We start from the raw sequence: 15,348 nt of genomic DNA on the forward strand, positions 1-15,348 counted from the left end.
AAACAGAAATTATGAACGATACACCCTCAATCAAACAAATTTTAATTGATTTTATCTACATAAGAGAGCAATTAAAAATATTATTTAAAGACAAAATAGAATACCAACCCATAGTGGACTTCTTACTTGCCAAAGATTATTTAGATGATGATCTAGAAATACCTTTTCCAAGAATGAAAGATATTGAAGAGGCAACAGGATTAAAAAGTCATATGCTTAGAAAGCTTTTATTACAAATGCACAATCAAATATTTGGATTCACTAATAATTTGAAATTAAGTTTCAATAAGGTATTATATCATTTTACTATTAACTATTATGGAAAGAACTGTTATTTCATTATAGACAAACTTGAACATCTGCCTAGAGTTGGAGAAAATATTAGCTTACCTTTTGTCAAAGCGATAACAAATATAAATTGGTTTTATGTTGAAGAAATACAACACGAATTTCAGGACACAACACAAAACATTCATATAACTCTTAAGGTTGGAAGTTATAATTCATTTTGGCATTTTAGAAAAGACCAAGCGCTAGAATTAAATGAAGTAGGATTTAGGGATTCATTAGATTTAAGTGATTCTCAATTGAAAAAGAAAGTATATTCTAATAATCATTGGCACAGATATAAATAGCTCACCCTTCACCTTCGGTAATATTTTGAAATGAATCTGTACTTATTAAAAAATATCAAACCCATTTCTAACCAATAATCAATAACTCAACCTGGTCTTGTTTTAGACTGGTGTACTGGCAAAACTCTTCTATGCTTACAAACTCATTTTGGAGCTTATTTAGCTCCTTTCTGATATTGTGCAACAATCTAATGCTTTGACGATAACTTTTACCTGTAATGCGCTGTATGTCCTTTGGATAAATACACAGTCTCTTATTTTCGATTTTCATACACTATCTATGCCTTTGCCTAGGCTTTGAGTACTATTAAAACACCACTAACATTATTTCCTGTCAGATTATAAAATTAGTAAATATATTCTTTCCATTTAGAATGACATTAATGTTTATTTATGACATCTATATCATTATAGTACAAAGTAATGAAACGTTTCTTTTATACTAAAACTTTAAATAACATATTTGTTACCAATTCAATCGAAAGATGTTGCAACAGGATGATGATTGAGCGAATTTAAAACAAATTATTAATTTAAATTTTAGAAATTATGGCAAGGCAAAAAGGCATAATTAAGTTGAAAGGTACTATCGGAGATATTACTTTTTACAAAACCAAAGACGGGCATTTGGCACGTGAAAAAGGCGGAATTGACGCTAGTAGAATTAAGAGTGATCCTGCGTTTCAAAGAACACGTGAGAACGGTGCTGAATTTGGAAGAGCTGGTAAGGCCGGAAAGATTTTGAGAACAGCAATGAGATCTTTACTCTTGAATTCTGCTGATAGTAGAATGGTAAGTAGATTGACTCAAGCAATGATTAAAGTAATCCAAGCGGATGTGACTAGTGAGAGAGGACTGCGTAATGTAATTGATGGTGAAGCAGAATTGCTTTCTGGCTTTGAATTCAACATTAGAGGAAAACTGGGCACCAGTTTATTCGCTCCCTATGTTGGGGTTATTGATCGAGGTAGTGGTGTGATTTCTGTTGATTTGGATTCTTTTGTTCCTTCAAATATGATTGCTGCACCTAGTGGAACTACGCATTTTAAAATCATTTCTGCAGGTGCAGAAATTGATTTTGAAGCTGAAACTTTCACTGAAGCACATTCTGAAAGTGATATTCTTCCTTGGGGACAAACTGCAACAGCAGTGATTAACCAAGTAAACACAGTGACTCCGGGAAGTACTAAACCCCTGTTTTTGGCCTTAGGACTGGAGTTTTACCAAGAAGTGAATGGACAAATGTACGCCTTGAAAAATGGCGCATATAATCCATTAGCGTTGGTTTCAGTTAGCGGATTGTAGAATGGTTATTCAACTACAAAGAACTTATTTCCCTAACGGAACTAACGGAAAACTCGAATGTGAAGGTAAATTTATTTGTTATACAATTGAATTGCCTTGGAAGGATAACGAGAAAAGGGTTTCCTGCATTCCGGAAGGGAAATATTTTATAAAAAAGCGATACAGTAATAAGTTCAAATGGCATTTGGAAGTTACAAATGTGGTGAATAGAAGTTTGATTTTATTTCATCCAGCTAATAATGCTTCATTAGAATTGAATGGATGTATAGCTCCAGTAACGAAACTTTCAGGACCTGGTTTAGGCCTTATGTCAAGAAAAGCTTATGCCAAATTAAAAGACTTGGTTTATAAAGCTATGGAAAGCAATGAAAGTGTTGAATTGATTGTTAAATTTTAAATTCATAATTATGAATATTATAAAAAGAGTAAAAGCACCAACTCCTAAGTTTTTCAAGATTTTGAGAAGTATTGGTTTGGCCTTATTGGCCATTAGTGGAACAGTTGTGGCTGCCCCCATTATATTACCAGCAACTGTAGTAACTGTTGCAGGATATATGGCAGTTGCAGGAGGTGTTATATCTGCAGTTAGTCAAATGGCGGTAGATGATAGAAACTTAAATAAATCCAGAGATGGAGACTAATATTTCCCTCCGAACCGGAACAGCATCAGGAACTTTTTTGAGTGTTTTACCTAATATCCTATCCCAAGATATTGCGAAAACAATTATTCTAGCAATTATAGGAGCAATAATTAGTTTTAGTGTTTCCCTGCTTTTAAAATGGTTGACAAAATCTAAAAAGAAATAATACGAGTTTGACCTGGTAACTTTTTTCCGAAATTATTTAAAAGCCTGATACATTGTATCAAGCTTTTATTTTACTTAAATATTAGGTAGTTATGTTTTAACTGAGGGCTTTTGAACAAACTGTTAGCTATTATTATGAAATAAACCTCAAAAAATTTATTCAACGCAAAGCCAGTTCAAGAAAATAGACCTTATAATGCGACGTTTGATTAGTCTTTATTAAATTTAAATTTTACATTTATAGAGTTATAAAAATTATTTTATGGAGCATATAAATATTTTTTCTTTTTTTGTCAATGATAAGAAAATAAAAATAGTACAAGAAATTACAGATTTTTTTAAATGTTCCTATCTTTCATTTGATGGAAAAAGTGAAATGATACAAATGGAAGTCGTATTAAATATATTGTGTGAAGATGTATATGTTAATATACCTTACTTCGTACTATTGGATAAAACTCCGGATGATTTTGGAATATCAAATAATGGCTTTCTTTACCTAAAATATATCTACAGAAAAACAGCATTGTCTGAAATTAAATCACAATCCAATCAAGGTCTAATGCTTTATATTGTTTCAATTATTGAATCATTATGTAATAACCCAACTGAAATAAAAAATACTGAATTTGATGGAATTATGTTGAAATCAATTTTTAATGTAGAGAATAAAAATTGGGATAAGATACAGTATGGTATTTTTAACATGGAAGGAGAATCTTCTAGTGACTTTCCTTTAAAGGGTGAAATGACTATTAACTACCGTAACTCTATGTATACTCTAAAATTACTTCCAATAGGAAATGTAAATGTTTACAATCCATATCCGAAAATTATTAAGGATAATGTTGAAAATATTAGATTAGAATGGAAAATAAAAAAAAGTATAAAGAAAAATTTAATTTTTTCTGGTAGTTTCGAGGAATGTTTAGCTGTTTTCAAAGATCGCGAAAGTTTAGAAATTCAATTTAGAGAATTCAAAAGAGAAAAGTCAATGTTTGATGGATTCAATGTTAAAACGCCTGAAGACTCAGAAAGAGAATATTTTGATACTATGACTGATGGCAACCTTGGAGATTTTGATGATTTTCACGGCAATAGTGATGATATCGAAACTTGGAGTCGGGGGTAAATGGCTTAAATGTCATATTGGATATTTTTTACCATCCTAGTAGGTGCAAAAAAAGCTATAATATAAATATATTGCCATTCTTAAGTTTTTACTTTTTACAAATTTCATTACAGACCAGGCTTTATTTATTAAAACGGTTTAATGCAAATTTTCATTAATCGATTGACACAAATACTTTTATAATTCCTAATTCTTTCTAATTCCCATTTCGGAATTGAGGTCTAGATCTTAAATTAACTAATACACCTGAAGATTCTTTAAAACTATTTGCATTCCACATTTTTCTATCGTTGGTGCCATTGTAAGTTTTATGGTTTCTCTCCTACTGAAAAGCTTGATCAAATTTAAAAATAAATAACACCGCTTTGATTGACAAAGATTTCCATATTGACTGATAAAGCCTAGTCTAACAACTAGGCTTTTATCGTTTCAGTAATATTAATTACCCATTCCTTTTGTTTATTATAGTTTTGAGGTAAAGGGTGATAATAAGCATACTCCTCCCCTTCCTTTTTTAGACCAGATACGTTTACCAGTCCAATTCTTTCTTTTGCTAATGCTGCCAATTCAAAAAGATTTCTATTAACACCCCAGGCAAAAATTACAGGAATATCTTTAATGAATAGTTTATTAAAATCTTCTTTTCTCTCCTCGCAAAAAATAGAATGATGTATATTTTTAATCTCAAAATCATCCATTTGATTGTAAAATTTTCGACTTTGCGGTTCTCTAAAATCTGATAGATTCAAAATTCTTGCATAATTAAATTTACAATTATTCATCAATACCATTATCTGATCCTGCGTTCTATCCGGGATTGTTTCAGTTTCAATTTCATAATCATCATAACCATTAATTGGTCTTGATCCTCCAGGATTCATCATTACTACCATCAAATCAGGAATTTGACAATTTGAATCCTTCTTTACAATATTTAAAAATTTTCTGAATTTGTATTCTTGAATTTCATAAAACAGCCCAGTAACATTAAAGTCCTCTCTCATAATAATTTAGACTATCTGTTTTTATAACAATACTCTTTTATTTCTTCTACTTGAGAAATGAAATCTACAACCGCATTTATAACTTTTCGGGATTCAATATTATTTAAATCATTTATATTAGATGCTTTTAAATTAATATCAAGACTTGCCCATATTGAGTCATAATGTCTATTTCTCACTTTCGCTACCTGAAATATCAAATCATTTTTATCCATTTCATCTGCGATTGAATTAGCATATTCATATTCACTTCTGGAAATAATCCCAGTCATTCTCAAGGTGTTTTTTTGGTAATCATTAGATATAAAAACTTCATAATTGTTGGAGGAAGTTTTGAAAAATATTTTATGTTCATCTTCGAAGGCGGTAATTTTTTTAATTTTATTCCTCAATAAATTAAGCAATCTATCTTTCCAGTCATTATCATGATTATGATTATCATCATTAAAACTTAAAAAATTTCTTTTTAGATACGTTTCATAAAAATCAATCAATTCTAGATATTCTTCTTTAGTACTAGTCATATAGCCTAAATCTAGAGAATTAATTTCAGAACTTAGCAGCAAATTCATAGATGTAACTATTGCGGTTTTTTCATTGAGATATACTTTTGCGTGCAAATTAGGGATGCAAATTGGCACAATTCCTATTTTCAACACTTGTTCCAATGTTTCTGGTTCATTATCTCTTATGTAAAATTCAATTTCAATATTTCTCGATTGTAAATCCTTTAATTTCTTAACGAGTTTATACCATTTATCGAATTTACAATAAGGAGAAACAATAATCACTTTTTCTTTAGCCTCGTCCAACAAGTTCATAATTTCGCCCGAAACGCTATTTGGTTTTAAAAATTTCATAAACTTTATCTAGTAGGTAATATTCTATAAAAATATATAACTTATTCCAGGTAAATTATTTTTTGAAAAGAAAAAAGAGAAAAAAAGAAAGCCACTATACGAAGCAGTAATGACGAACGGGAATGGAGGAAGGCACGACCGACTGGAAGTGAGGAATGAATGCTAAATTTGTTGGTTTTTTTTCTCTTTCTTTTCAATAAAATGCACCATAGTTCTCGTGAAAGATTTTAACACCCCCAAGCACCGCAGAAAATGATAATTAAAGCGATAGCGGAAATTATTATTTTTCGAGGAGCGCAGTGGCGGGGTTGCGGCAATCGAACAGTCACCATAATCGCGAGAGTTGAGCGGAGGTACGAAGCGAAACGTAGCGGATATGAGCGTGAAACGGCGGGTAAAAAATAGAAGGCAACCGCCTTTTAGGCGGTGTACCTTGATTTAGGGCAAAGCGACCGAACCAACTGATAATTGATAGTGGATAATTGATAATTAGAAATGGATGCTTCTAAGATAACGTAAGTGAGGTAAGCGGAGCCAACCCCGATGGCTGTGCGAAGGAGCAACCGCTGAAAAAATAAAGGGCGGCACACATAATACTGCTGGAATGTAGTGAAGCGTAGCCTGCGGAGTGTAACGAAATGAAGCTGTATTGTGGATGCATAAGCCCGACCGAACGCAGGAAGAGACCGTGTGAAGATGAGGAACGAAACAGCGCAAAAAATAAGGTTGCCTTTTTAAGGCTGCCTTGTTTTTTTGTGCTGTAAAGTGTCTGTAAAATGGAGGAAAACCTAACTATTAAATTGAAAGTATAAAGTTGCGTATTTATTTAAAATGTTCTTATGAAAATATAAGGTTGACCGACTGGAACAGCCGAACGGAACAAAGGGAACGACCGTAGAGAGACCGCTTGTTTGCCCGTGTTGTTTGGAACGTAAATGTTGTTTTTATAAGAAATAAAAAAATGTGAATGTAGAAATACTTATAGTAAACGAGTTTTTACGAATAAGTAAAAAATTTTAATTTAATTGATAAAAATGAATTTAAATAAGTATAATTCTCATAATAGCATTATGAATTATCAAACATTATAATTTCTGACTAATATAATTGTTCTATATTTCTTTACAATGTTTCTAAAATTATAGAGTCTTTAGTGATCATTTTTTTATAAAGCATTTCTTTTACACATTTTGCTAATATTGTTACATCAGATTGAGAATTATGCAACTGGTTAATCTCATGATTAAATAAATAACTATATATTTCTGTTAATTTGGGAAACTTAGGATCGGGACTTTCATTATTTTTGAATTTATCAAAACCCCATTTCATTGTACAAAATTTATCTATGTTATTGAAGTTAAAAGCAATATTATATTTTTGAAATTCATTTTGTAAAACCAATACATCAAAATCAGTATTATGAGCTGAAATAACGTTGCAGTATTTTAAATCATAACATAATTCTTGAAAGATATCTTCAGGATCTCTACCAATCTTTCTAATTATTTCTGGTTTAAGTCTGTTAATTTTAAATGCCTCAGACTGATCATTAAAATCACTATTTATTAGTTCGGTATTTTTTTTATATATAATACCATCAAAATCCATTATTACCCATGAAATTTGTAAAATATTAGGGTAATTACCATTTTTTATTAGACCATCTGTTTCAATATCAAACAAAAAAAACAATTCTTTATTAATAATTGAAAGATCAATAATATCAATATTACTAGGTTGATTAATATCTTTATGTTTTTTTATTGATGATTTATAGTATACTTTTTTTATCTCTATTTTAGAAATATTTAGAAATAATGCTTCAATTATTTCAAACTTTTTAATGTCAATAATAGTAGGTATAGATTTTGGAAATTTACAATTTGTAAAAGAGTATTGTGCCCCGGATTTATGTAATGAGTTTGGTAATACAACATGAGTTCTCCATAAGAGTTCAATCTTCTCAAACAAACCTATATTATCTAAATTTGGAGGGTAAGTAGAAGCTACTTGATCCTCTTGTAATTTTGTTAACAATTCAGAATAAAAATATATGTGAAACCCATCTTGACTCCCTGATCTAACTACCCATTCATAATAAGTAGGCAAACCCAGAATAACAAGAAGATCTTCAACAAAATCATAGCTTGAACACCCATCAATATCTAAAACATGTAAATTATTATATCCAGCAATAGTGCCCATACCAACCGAATTTTCCCAATCATAACTATTTAGCTCTTCTTTTGATTGCTTTTCATTTTTTAAATGTTCCCATTCATGATATGGTCCTTTGAGAATGTTTGCATCGTAAAAATTATATTCTGTAATATAGTTGGCTATGCAAGTAATGTTTAAACCTAATTTAAGCAGGTGATTTGCAAGTAACTGATTTTCTTTCATAATATTTTTTTTGAAATTAATATTTCCATACATTTAAAAAGTACATCAAAATCATCTTCATTTTCGATTAAAAAAGTTAAATCCTGATCATTCTCATTGTATTTTTCCGGAAAAATTATTTTTAATATATTAACTTGTTCTGGAATTTCGATTAACCAAAAGACAAAATCACCAGAATTAGATCTCACTACCCTAAAAACACCACCGAAGAATGACCTAAAGTAGGCATTATCTACATATCCTCCTTTTGATTGATTATTGGAAAGCCATTCAAAAAACCTTCTAGTACTTTTGGGGTAATTTGTTTTTAATTTTATATAGTCCATAACTTATTTTATTGTTTTTTGGCAATCTTCCTTTCTAATCTATTAATCCTATTATCCCAGTCATAACCCCATCCTTCCTTTTTTCCTTTTTTTGACAAGGTTAAAGCTTCTTCGAGTTTGTTTAGTTTCTCAAGGATTATAGCTAGTTGTTCATATCCTGTATGCCCAGGCAAAGAATCATTATTAGATTCCTTCTTGAAAGCTATCTTTGCTTGAGATGATAATTCAATCTGTTCTCTACAAGCAGTAATTGCTTTATCTAAGTAGCCTTCAACTTCACGATTTTTATAATATTGAATAATTCTGTGCTGAATTTCAAAATGTTTATTTAAAATAGTTTCATAATCCTTTGAATTAATTTTTAGATTTTCATTCTTAATAAAATTTTTAGGATATTCTAATTTATATATCTTCCTAAATTTATCGTATTCAATTATTATTTTAGATAGTACTTCTTCACCACCCTCTATTTTATCTACTAATTGTTGTCTTATGCTTTCAATGAGTTTTGCATATGAAATATTTGTTAAACTCAAATCATTTTTTAAAAGTCCTTTTTGAATAGCATTCATATGCCATATGATTCTTTCGTTCTTGATTGGATAATCTAAAGAACTAATTATTGAATTAAAAGGGCTTTTCTTTTTTATAAAATTATCCTTTATAAAATCTATTATCTTAAAAAACATCTTTATTCTTTGTCATTTTTTTTAATGTCATCCGGCGTCTCTGCGGCTTATCTGTTATATTTTTTTCCTGTAAAAGTGTTTGTAAAAGCCATTTTCTTTAATGGAATTTAATTCTTCTTTCAAAGTATTTTTTCCATAATCCTCTGATTCGATATCTCTAATAGTTATTATTGTCGGAATAGAACTATTTGATAGTCGAACATTTTTAGGTAATTTCTCTCCATTCTTACTTAAATGTATTAAAGTCGCTTTCTGTAAAAACTCTTTACTCGTGCTGTTTAACTCTTTTAAAGTTGTTCTAATAAATGTTAGTACATATTGGCCATATTCGATTGCTTCTTCTGAAGAAGGGATATAACCTTTATGAATAGAATTATTCCTGAAAGCTGATTTTTTTTCATCCCAATTAGTAGGCTTTCCTTCTTGTAATCTTAATATAAAGTAAGCTCCAAGTTGTCTTTCGGATTGATTTGACATTTGCTTCCAAGTGTTACTGAAATTTTCTAAAGTCACTGAGTTTCTAAGTGAAGAAACTAGAATAAAATATTCTATAAATCTTTCTAATGCTCCAGAATAGCTTGAAACCGCTTCTTTAGTATATCCGTCATTAAGTGCCATAGATGCTAAATCAAATAAGATTTGAAATTTTTGTTCTTGAAGCTGTGTGAATGAGCTATGCCCTTTTGGACAAATAAACTTATGTATATTCTCATTATCAAGTTCGACTTCAGAATCAACGTCTGAATTCAATTCTTTTTTTAGTTTTTCATATGCATCTGCTGATTGATCTGTCTCGGTAAAACACTCCCAACAAAATGACGAAATAGCAATTTTCATATTTTTCTATAAAATTATACACAAGTAGCAGGCATCATCAAATATATAACTTTAATTACATTATTATACTTGTATAGAGAAACTGTTTGATTGCCCGTGATGTTTTATGAAAATATTATTGTATTTGATTTAATTATAAATTTAAGAACTACTATTACAGATAGACAAGGATTTTACCAACTAATTTTATCAAGTAGACTGTCGTAACTCTTACTGTCAAATGTTTTAACTTCTGTAAAAGTTTTGGTAGCGGTTCTTTTAAAAATTGATTTACGTGCTGCAAAGAATTCAGTTTTTGTGTCAACTACTTCTGGCCAAAGAACAATATTAGTTCCGTTAAATTCTGATTTAATACTTGCATACATAATACCATCTACTTCTGGAAATTGTTCTTTAATGTAATTTGAAAAGGCACAAGTTATTTTATAATTAGATTTGTGTTTTTCTAAATCAAGTGTGAATTCTTTCGCAAGAAATTCATTAAAATTTTTGAGGTCTTCAAACTCTGAACTATCTTCTAAATTGTTGTATGAGTCCTTCATTTTGTCGAACTCATCATTTATTCCAGCATTTTCCATACTTGGTAAAATCATTGCTAGTTTTAGGTTCTCTTTTAGGTTCCAAGCACCAATGGTCAATATTTCCTCATCACTATCTTCATTTCCACGAAAAACTGATACCGCTTCAGCTATTCCTGTATTTTGATTGTTGTTATCAGTACAATAAAAGAAGCCTTGACCTGGTTCGTTTGCTCGACCAAAATGATTTATGTGCAAAATATCATTTCTATAAGACAATTGTTCAGCACTTTCGAAAAAATCTTCATCGTTATTATATCTCCTGTATCTTATTAATTTGAAAGGTTTAATTTCTGTATAAGCAATCGGAATTCTTTGATTCTTAATGATGTTTTTTATGTGTGAATAACTCGAAATAGAATTATTGTCTTTCAGTTCTATTAATTTGGAAATAAGTTGTTCTGAACTTCTCATATTATTAAGTGTGATTTAAACTACACGATATCATCGAATATAGGGCTTAATATATTATACACTTTACTGGAAAATCTATTGATGTGGTAATATGTTTTTTCATATCATCATTCCACTCATAGCCTTCTCTTTTCAAATCAAGTGAATAATTCCCATTTGATGTTTTATTTACCTTATGGACATTATTGAAACCTACACCCCTATTAAAAATAATAGAATTACTATTTAAGTTTACTACATCTAAAATAAGTGATTTTTTGCTTTCTGCATCATTAAAGGATTGATACCAAATACTATATTTAGGAAAAATTGAATCACAGAAATAGTCCCAATTTGAAGTAAATGAATTTGAAATGAATTTTGCTTCTGACTTTAATTTAAATATAGATTCCTGCAAGTTTTTAAGAAAATCTAAGTCTTTTGGATCTATTGGATTAATAAAATACAACGAGTTTAGTATCAATAAATCTCTATACACCATTTCTCTTTCTTTCCAATTTAGATTCATCATAATGAATAGTGATTTAACAAAAGTCTCTTTACGATTATGGTTAAGTTTTTGAATGAGAATTTCGTAATCATAAGTCTTCATTGATCCAGTTGAAAGTAACAGAAATTTACCCAAGACTTCAAATAGGAATCCTTTTATCGAGTCAAATTCTGAATTTAATTCTCCATCTTTCAAATAAGTTTTCTCTACTAAAGTTTTTTCTTGGTTTAACTCATTTGAATTTTCTATAGTATATTGTTTACCTTGAAATAATTGAATTAATTGTAAACCAATCAACACATTAGACAGTGTTTTTATTGTGATTTCCTCTTTTGGAGTATCTTTTAAAGTTTTTAATTCATAAAAGATCTTTAATTTATCCTTGTATTGGTCGTGTAATTTTTTAAAATAATTAATGATAGCCCTTTGTTCTTTCTCTGCAGCTATTTTAGCTTTGATTGAATGTTCAATGTTCTCTCCTTGCCCTTTTTGCTCTGTATCTTCTAATAATGATTGTTCAGCACTTTCTTTAAAATCATTAGCAGTTGTAAATGAACCGTCAGACGAAACTATCCTTAAAAAATCGACGATTTTAACACTTGAATTACTTAGTTCACCTGTCTGTTTTAAAAATACATCATTGCTAATCGTATTGAAATCTTTGGCATTTAACTTCTCATAAAACTTTGAAGTATCTGTTATTTTACTATGAGAAATGCCACTACTTGATTTATTAATTTTATTATTACTTTCTTCATCAGCCCAGCTAAAATCTGCATATTGTAATAATTCAGTAATACCCTCACCATCAGGATAATCTTGTTCAAAAAGATAATCTAATTTTTCCTGTTGTGGGTCTGGATTACTCTTTATTAATGAATCCAGACGATGGATGATATTAAAGTTAGATATTTGAAGGCCCTCATTGTTTATTAAATAAATTTTAAATAATTCATCTGGCTTAGCACAAAGGACTTTTATACTGTTGCCATCAATCAAACACTCAATTTGTTCTGTAATTTCAGATATCCGTGATACACATACTACTTTAAGCGATTTATCAATAGTATTCTCTTTGAGATATATAGTAATTTCATTCGCTCTAAGTTCTGAATAAAGAATCTTTATAGCATATATCTTAGATGGTTCCTTAGGATAAAGCATCGCTAGATTTGGTTTTAACTCTTTAACTGCATTAATGGTTTCTTCAGGTAATTTTATCCCCAATTCCGTCAACCAATTAATCTTGCTTATTCTTTTAATAATTACTCCTGCTTCGTGGTTTACTGCAGCAATACCATTTATACCCATTGCTGCTTTGGTAGCATTAGCACTCCCTAAAACCATTATTTCGTTACCATCTTCATATTGAAAATGAAATATTTTAGCGTGTAGTCTATTGAATTTTGTATCAAAATCTTTTTTGCAAATTTTCCAATCATAAAAAGACACAATATTATTTAGAGCATCGCTTATCCCTGTTGGGAGTAAACCATAATCAACATCTAATACACAATTGAATTTTTGCGGACTATAATGGCTATGAAGTTCATTAATAAACTCTCCTTTTACATCATAATAAGGTGAAATCACTGTTATTGCGGAAAGATTTTGTTTGGGTATCGTTTCTTTAATTTGGTTAAAAATGGTACTCTCCTTTGAATTATAAACAAACTGAATTGATTGTTTCAAACTTTCTAAATCGAATGATTTTTTACCCGATGGTAATTCCAATAACCACGGAGAATATTTCGAAATCCACTGCATTTTCTGGGGAATAAACCCATAAGTTTGTTTCGTAAATTGCTGTAAATATTCCCAAACCGAACTAAATAAAGGAGCGTTGTCATTATTAAGGTTATCTAACTGAAATGCACCCCAAATTTCATCATTTGTATTTAAACCTGAAGAAGTAATATTGCCCGAACCAATAATAAGAAGTCCGTGTTTAACTCCGGTCAATAACATAATTTTAGGATGAAAAACCCCTGTGGTATAAATTGGTTGAAAGTTATATGATTTATTAAATTTAAACTCCCTTCCGGTAGTATTCTCCTGGGCAGATTCAAGAAATTTACCATCTGCAAATACATTAACATTTTTTATGTTAGCTGTTCTCAACACTGGTAAAACACGTTCCTCAAAGAATGAGAAATCCAACGAATAACAAGTTAGTATACACGAATGATACTTTCCTCTATTTTTACCAATAAGGTCTAAAAGATTTCTTCTATCAATCATTTGTACTTTGTAATTCTGAAATTAATAATTCTCCTTTTGAAGTTAGTTTGTTTTCATTTGAAATAACATCTAAGTCTTTCAAAAACGCTATCAAACGACCTATTCTGGGACCAGTATACCCCGCTTCAAAATTCCCTAAATATCTGATATAGTTGTCTTCAATAATAAATTTTTGAGTTGATTGCGAGCCTCCTCCTATTTTTCTAAAAGCAACGTATTGGTGCCGATAAATAATATTTAAGTAGATATAATCATAAACAAACTTTTGAAATGTCATCCCTTTTTTAGATTCAAATTGCGTTATAAAATAACCGGTACCTTCTCCATCTTTGGCCACTTGATTGCTCTCTGCATAGGTTTTTAAATCAACCAATTTTGCTCTGTTTTCAATATATAAAGTAAACATTAATAAAAAGGCATTTTTTACCTTATCGCTTAAAACTGATTTAGTTGTTAATTCCAAATAGTCGTAGATAGTAGAACTACCAGATATATTAATTAAAACTTCATCAACAGTGCTTTCTTTATCTGTTGCGAAATTTAGTTCAATGTATTGTTCTACAACTTGATTTGATACTTCCTTAACCAAATGAGATAATGGATACCAATTAGGATCCGATATTTTTTCTAAATGCGCCAGTGTTCCATTGAATATAGAAGTATTCGCAAAATGCCAAAATTCATTAAACTGATAGTAATACCATCCCATTAAACATTCGTCTTCATTTTTCTTAATTTCCCCTTTTTTATCAAAACAGTTGTAAATAAAAATTCTGTCTGAGAAATCACCTTCATTTATTTTAATAAAATCTAGTAAATGTTTGATCGTTTGATTGCGAAGTGTTTTTGGATTTTCTTCGATACGTAATGGGAAATCTTTTTGTAAAAGCAGTTTAACTAATAAACTTTGCTCATCAGAATCTTGTGGAATTTTGGTTAAATCAAACTCTGGTAATAATTCTTTTAATTGGTTATCTGAAATACTACCCGCACTGATACATTTTAAAAACAAACTTTTAATATATGGAGTTATATTGGATTCAAAAGCTTCTGCCAATTCTTCTCCACTAATAGAACCATCTTCTCTTTTATTAGTTCTCACATATACTCCTATATGATTGTCTCGTTCAGATATTATTCCAATATCACGAAGTGAACCTAAATAATACTGGCCAAATGCTCCCGTTCCATAATTCCAATAGGTTTCTCGAGTGCTGCCATCTTCTTTGAAAGTACCCGCCTGTAAACTATGCTGAACCTCTCCTTTAAATACTATTTCTTGTCTTGCATAATTACTTCCTGGAATACTTGAGGCATCTCCTTCAATATATTGAGAAGCTAATGCAATAATATATTCGGATCTACGAATAAACTGTTTTTGATCTTCTGGATTTGTACTACCTATTGCTTTGCTATATACATCGAATAACCAGCAATAAAAACTATAATATCTTATACGTCCTGTTACATTATTAAGTCCTGGAAGTAATAGAGAGAAGGTTGAATCTGATGTGTTTTGCAGGCCTAATGGATCTAGTCCTCTTATAAAACTAATTCTATCACCAAAAAATGGAACAATGCTTTCGTTATTGAGAATTACTTTACTTGCCATAGATTTGTTATGT

Annotated in this window: 15 protein-coding genes; 6 read left to right on the forward strand and 9 right to left on the reverse strand. The window is 30.0% G+C overall.

The window, feature by feature from the left end; genetic code table 11:
• The first annotated feature begins 11 nt into the window (after positions 1-11).
• The 6 genes from ACP7AT_RS15000 to ACP7AT_RS15025 all read left to right on the forward strand — a co-directional run bounded on the left by ACP7AT_RS15000 (position 12) and on the right by ACP7AT_RS15025 (position 3,878).
• Positions 12-635, forward strand: a complete 624-nt coding sequence (locus ACP7AT_RS15000; RefSeq protein WP_426065224.1) for a hypothetical protein — start codon at positions 12-14, stop codon at positions 633-635.
• A gap of 549 nt (positions 636-1,184) precedes the next feature.
• Positions 1,185-1,940 carry a hypothetical protein gene (locus ACP7AT_RS15005; protein ID WP_426065225.1) on the forward strand — a complete coding sequence of 252 codons (756 nt, stop codon included), beginning with the start codon at positions 1,185-1,187 and terminating at the stop codon, positions 1,938-1,940.
• A gap of 1 nt (position 1,941) precedes the next feature.
• A complete protein-coding gene (locus ACP7AT_RS15010) occupies positions 1,942-2,337 on the forward strand; it encodes a DUF5675 family protein (protein ID WP_426065227.1) in 396 nt (131 codons plus the stop codon).
• A 10-nt stretch (positions 2,338-2,347) separates the two neighbouring features.
• Complete coding sequence (locus ACP7AT_RS15015) at positions 2,348-2,581, forward strand: hypothetical protein (protein ID WP_426065228.1); 234 nt, start codon at positions 2,348-2,350, stop codon at positions 2,579-2,581.
• On the forward strand, positions 2,571-2,747 hold the full coding sequence (locus ACP7AT_RS15020) for a hypothetical protein (RefSeq protein WP_426065229.1): 177 nt from the start codon (positions 2,571-2,573) through the stop codon (positions 2,745-2,747). The genes ACP7AT_RS15015 and ACP7AT_RS15020 overlap by 11 nt, the downstream gene beginning before the upstream one ends.
• 261 nt (positions 2,748-3,008) lie before the next feature.
• A complete protein-coding gene (locus ACP7AT_RS15025) occupies positions 3,009-3,878 on the forward strand; it encodes a hypothetical protein (protein ID WP_426065230.1) in 870 nt (289 codons plus the stop codon).
• Between the two features lie 413 nt (positions 3,879-4,291).
• Here the strand turns inward: ACP7AT_RS15025 and ACP7AT_RS15030 are convergent, their stop codons facing one another.
• From ACP7AT_RS15030 to ACP7AT_RS15070, 9 genes are all read right to left on the reverse strand, one after another.
• Entirely contained in the window at positions 4,292-4,882 is a 591-nt protein-coding gene (locus ACP7AT_RS15030; protein ID WP_426065231.1) for a hypothetical protein, read from the reverse strand.
• 11 nt (positions 4,883-4,893) lie between these two features.
• Positions 4,894-5,742 carry a hypothetical protein gene (locus tag ACP7AT_RS15035; protein WP_426065232.1) on the reverse strand — a complete coding sequence of 283 codons (849 nt, stop codon included), beginning with the start codon at positions 5,740-5,742 and terminating at the stop codon, positions 4,894-4,896.
• Positions 5,743-6,864: 1,122 nt separating this feature from the next.
• The gene (locus ACP7AT_RS15040; protein ID WP_426065234.1) at positions 6,865-8,148 is read right to left on the reverse strand and encodes an exonuclease domain-containing protein; all 1,284 of its coding nucleotides are present in this window, start codon (positions 8,146-8,148) and stop codon (positions 6,865-6,867) included.
• The gene (locus ACP7AT_RS15045; RefSeq protein ID WP_426065236.1) at positions 8,145-8,474 is read right to left on the reverse strand and encodes a hypothetical protein; all 330 of its coding nucleotides are present in this window, start codon (positions 8,472-8,474) and stop codon (positions 8,145-8,147) included. The genes ACP7AT_RS15040 and ACP7AT_RS15045 overlap by 4 nt, the downstream gene beginning before the upstream one ends.
• 8 nt (positions 8,475-8,482) lie before the next feature.
• Positions 8,483-9,163 (reverse strand): hypothetical protein, encoded by a 681-nt coding sequence (locus ACP7AT_RS15050; protein ID WP_426065238.1) that lies wholly within the window; start codon positions 9,161-9,163, stop codon positions 8,483-8,485.
• 54 nt (positions 9,164-9,217) lie between these two features.
• Positions 9,218-10,000 (reverse strand): hypothetical protein, encoded by a 783-nt coding sequence (locus ACP7AT_RS15055; RefSeq protein WP_426065239.1) that lies wholly within the window; start codon positions 9,998-10,000, stop codon positions 9,218-9,220.
• 173 nt (positions 10,001-10,173) lie between these two features.
• Positions 10,174-10,992, reverse strand: a complete 819-nt coding sequence (locus tag ACP7AT_RS15060; RefSeq protein WP_426065240.1) for a hypothetical protein — start codon at positions 10,990-10,992, stop codon at positions 10,174-10,176.
• Between the two features lie 46 nt (positions 10,993-11,038).
• Positions 11,039-13,723 (reverse strand): hypothetical protein, encoded by a 2,685-nt coding sequence (locus ACP7AT_RS15065; protein WP_426065241.1) that lies wholly within the window; start codon positions 13,721-13,723, stop codon positions 11,039-11,041.
• A complete protein-coding gene (locus ACP7AT_RS15070) occupies positions 13,716-15,335 on the reverse strand; it encodes a hypothetical protein (RefSeq protein ID WP_426065242.1) in 1,620 nt (539 codons plus the stop codon). Before ACP7AT_RS15070 ends, ACP7AT_RS15065 begins: the two co-directional genes overlap by 8 nt.
• Positions 15,336-15,348: the final 13 nt, after the last annotated feature.

The sequence above is a fragment of the Flavobacterium sp. DSP2-3-1 genome (genome assembly GCF_049896865.1).
In the GTDB taxonomy this organism is placed as follows: domain Bacteria; phylum Bacteroidota; class Bacteroidia; order Flavobacteriales; family Flavobacteriaceae; genus Flavobacterium.

Excerpts from the sequence above, each read along its gene's own strand:
- ACP7AT_RS15000 (WP_426065224.1), top strand. The coding sequence starts at position 12 with ATGAACGATACACCCTCAATCAAACAAATTTTAATTGATTTTATCTAC.
- ACP7AT_RS15050 (WP_426065238.1), bottom strand. The coding sequence starts at position 9,163 with ATGTTTTTTAAGATAATAGATTTTATAAAGGATAATTTTATAAAAAAG.
- ACP7AT_RS15070 (WP_426065242.1), bottom strand. The coding sequence starts at position 15,335 with ATGGCAAGTAAAGTAATTCTCAATAACGAAAGCATTGTTCCATTTTTT.
- ACP7AT_RS15035 (WP_426065232.1), bottom strand. The coding sequence starts at position 5,742 with ATGAAATTTTTAAAACCAAATAGCGTTTCGGGCGAAATTATGAACTTG.
- ACP7AT_RS15055 (WP_426065239.1), bottom strand. The coding sequence starts at position 10,000 with ATGAAAATTGCTATTTCGTCATTTTGTTGGGAGTGTTTTACCGAGACA.
- ACP7AT_RS15060 (WP_426065240.1), bottom strand. The coding sequence starts at position 10,992 with ATGAGAAGTTCAGAACAACTTATTTCCAAATTAATAGAACTGAAAGAC.
- ACP7AT_RS15040 (WP_426065234.1), bottom strand. The coding sequence starts at position 8,148 with ATGAAAGAAAATCAGTTACTTGCAAATCACCTGCTTAAATTAGGTTTA.
- ACP7AT_RS15010 (WP_426065227.1), top strand. The coding sequence starts at position 1,942 with ATGGTTATTCAACTACAAAGAACTTATTTCCCTAACGGAACTAACGGA.
- ACP7AT_RS15065 (WP_426065241.1), bottom strand. The coding sequence starts at position 13,723 with ATGATTGATAGAAGAAATCTTTTAGACCTTATTGGTAAAAATAGAGGA.
- ACP7AT_RS15045 (WP_426065236.1), bottom strand. The coding sequence starts at position 8,474 with ATGGACTATATAAAATTAAAAACAAATTACCCCAAAAGTACTAGAAGG.
- ACP7AT_RS15005 (WP_426065225.1), top strand. The coding sequence starts at position 1,185 with ATGGCAAGGCAAAAAGGCATAATTAAGTTGAAAGGTACTATCGGAGAT.
- ACP7AT_RS15015 (WP_426065228.1), top strand. The coding sequence starts at position 2,348 with ATGAATATTATAAAAAGAGTAAAAGCACCAACTCCTAAGTTTTTCAAG.
- ACP7AT_RS15030 (WP_426065231.1), bottom strand. The coding sequence starts at position 4,882 with ATGAGAGAGGACTTTAATGTTACTGGGCTGTTTTATGAAATTCAAGAA.
- ACP7AT_RS15025 (WP_426065230.1), top strand. The coding sequence starts at position 3,009 with ATGGAGCATATAAATATTTTTTCTTTTTTTGTCAATGATAAGAAAATA.
- ACP7AT_RS15020 (WP_426065229.1), top strand. The coding sequence starts at position 2,571 with ATGGAGACTAATATTTCCCTCCGAACCGGAACAGCATCAGGAACTTTT.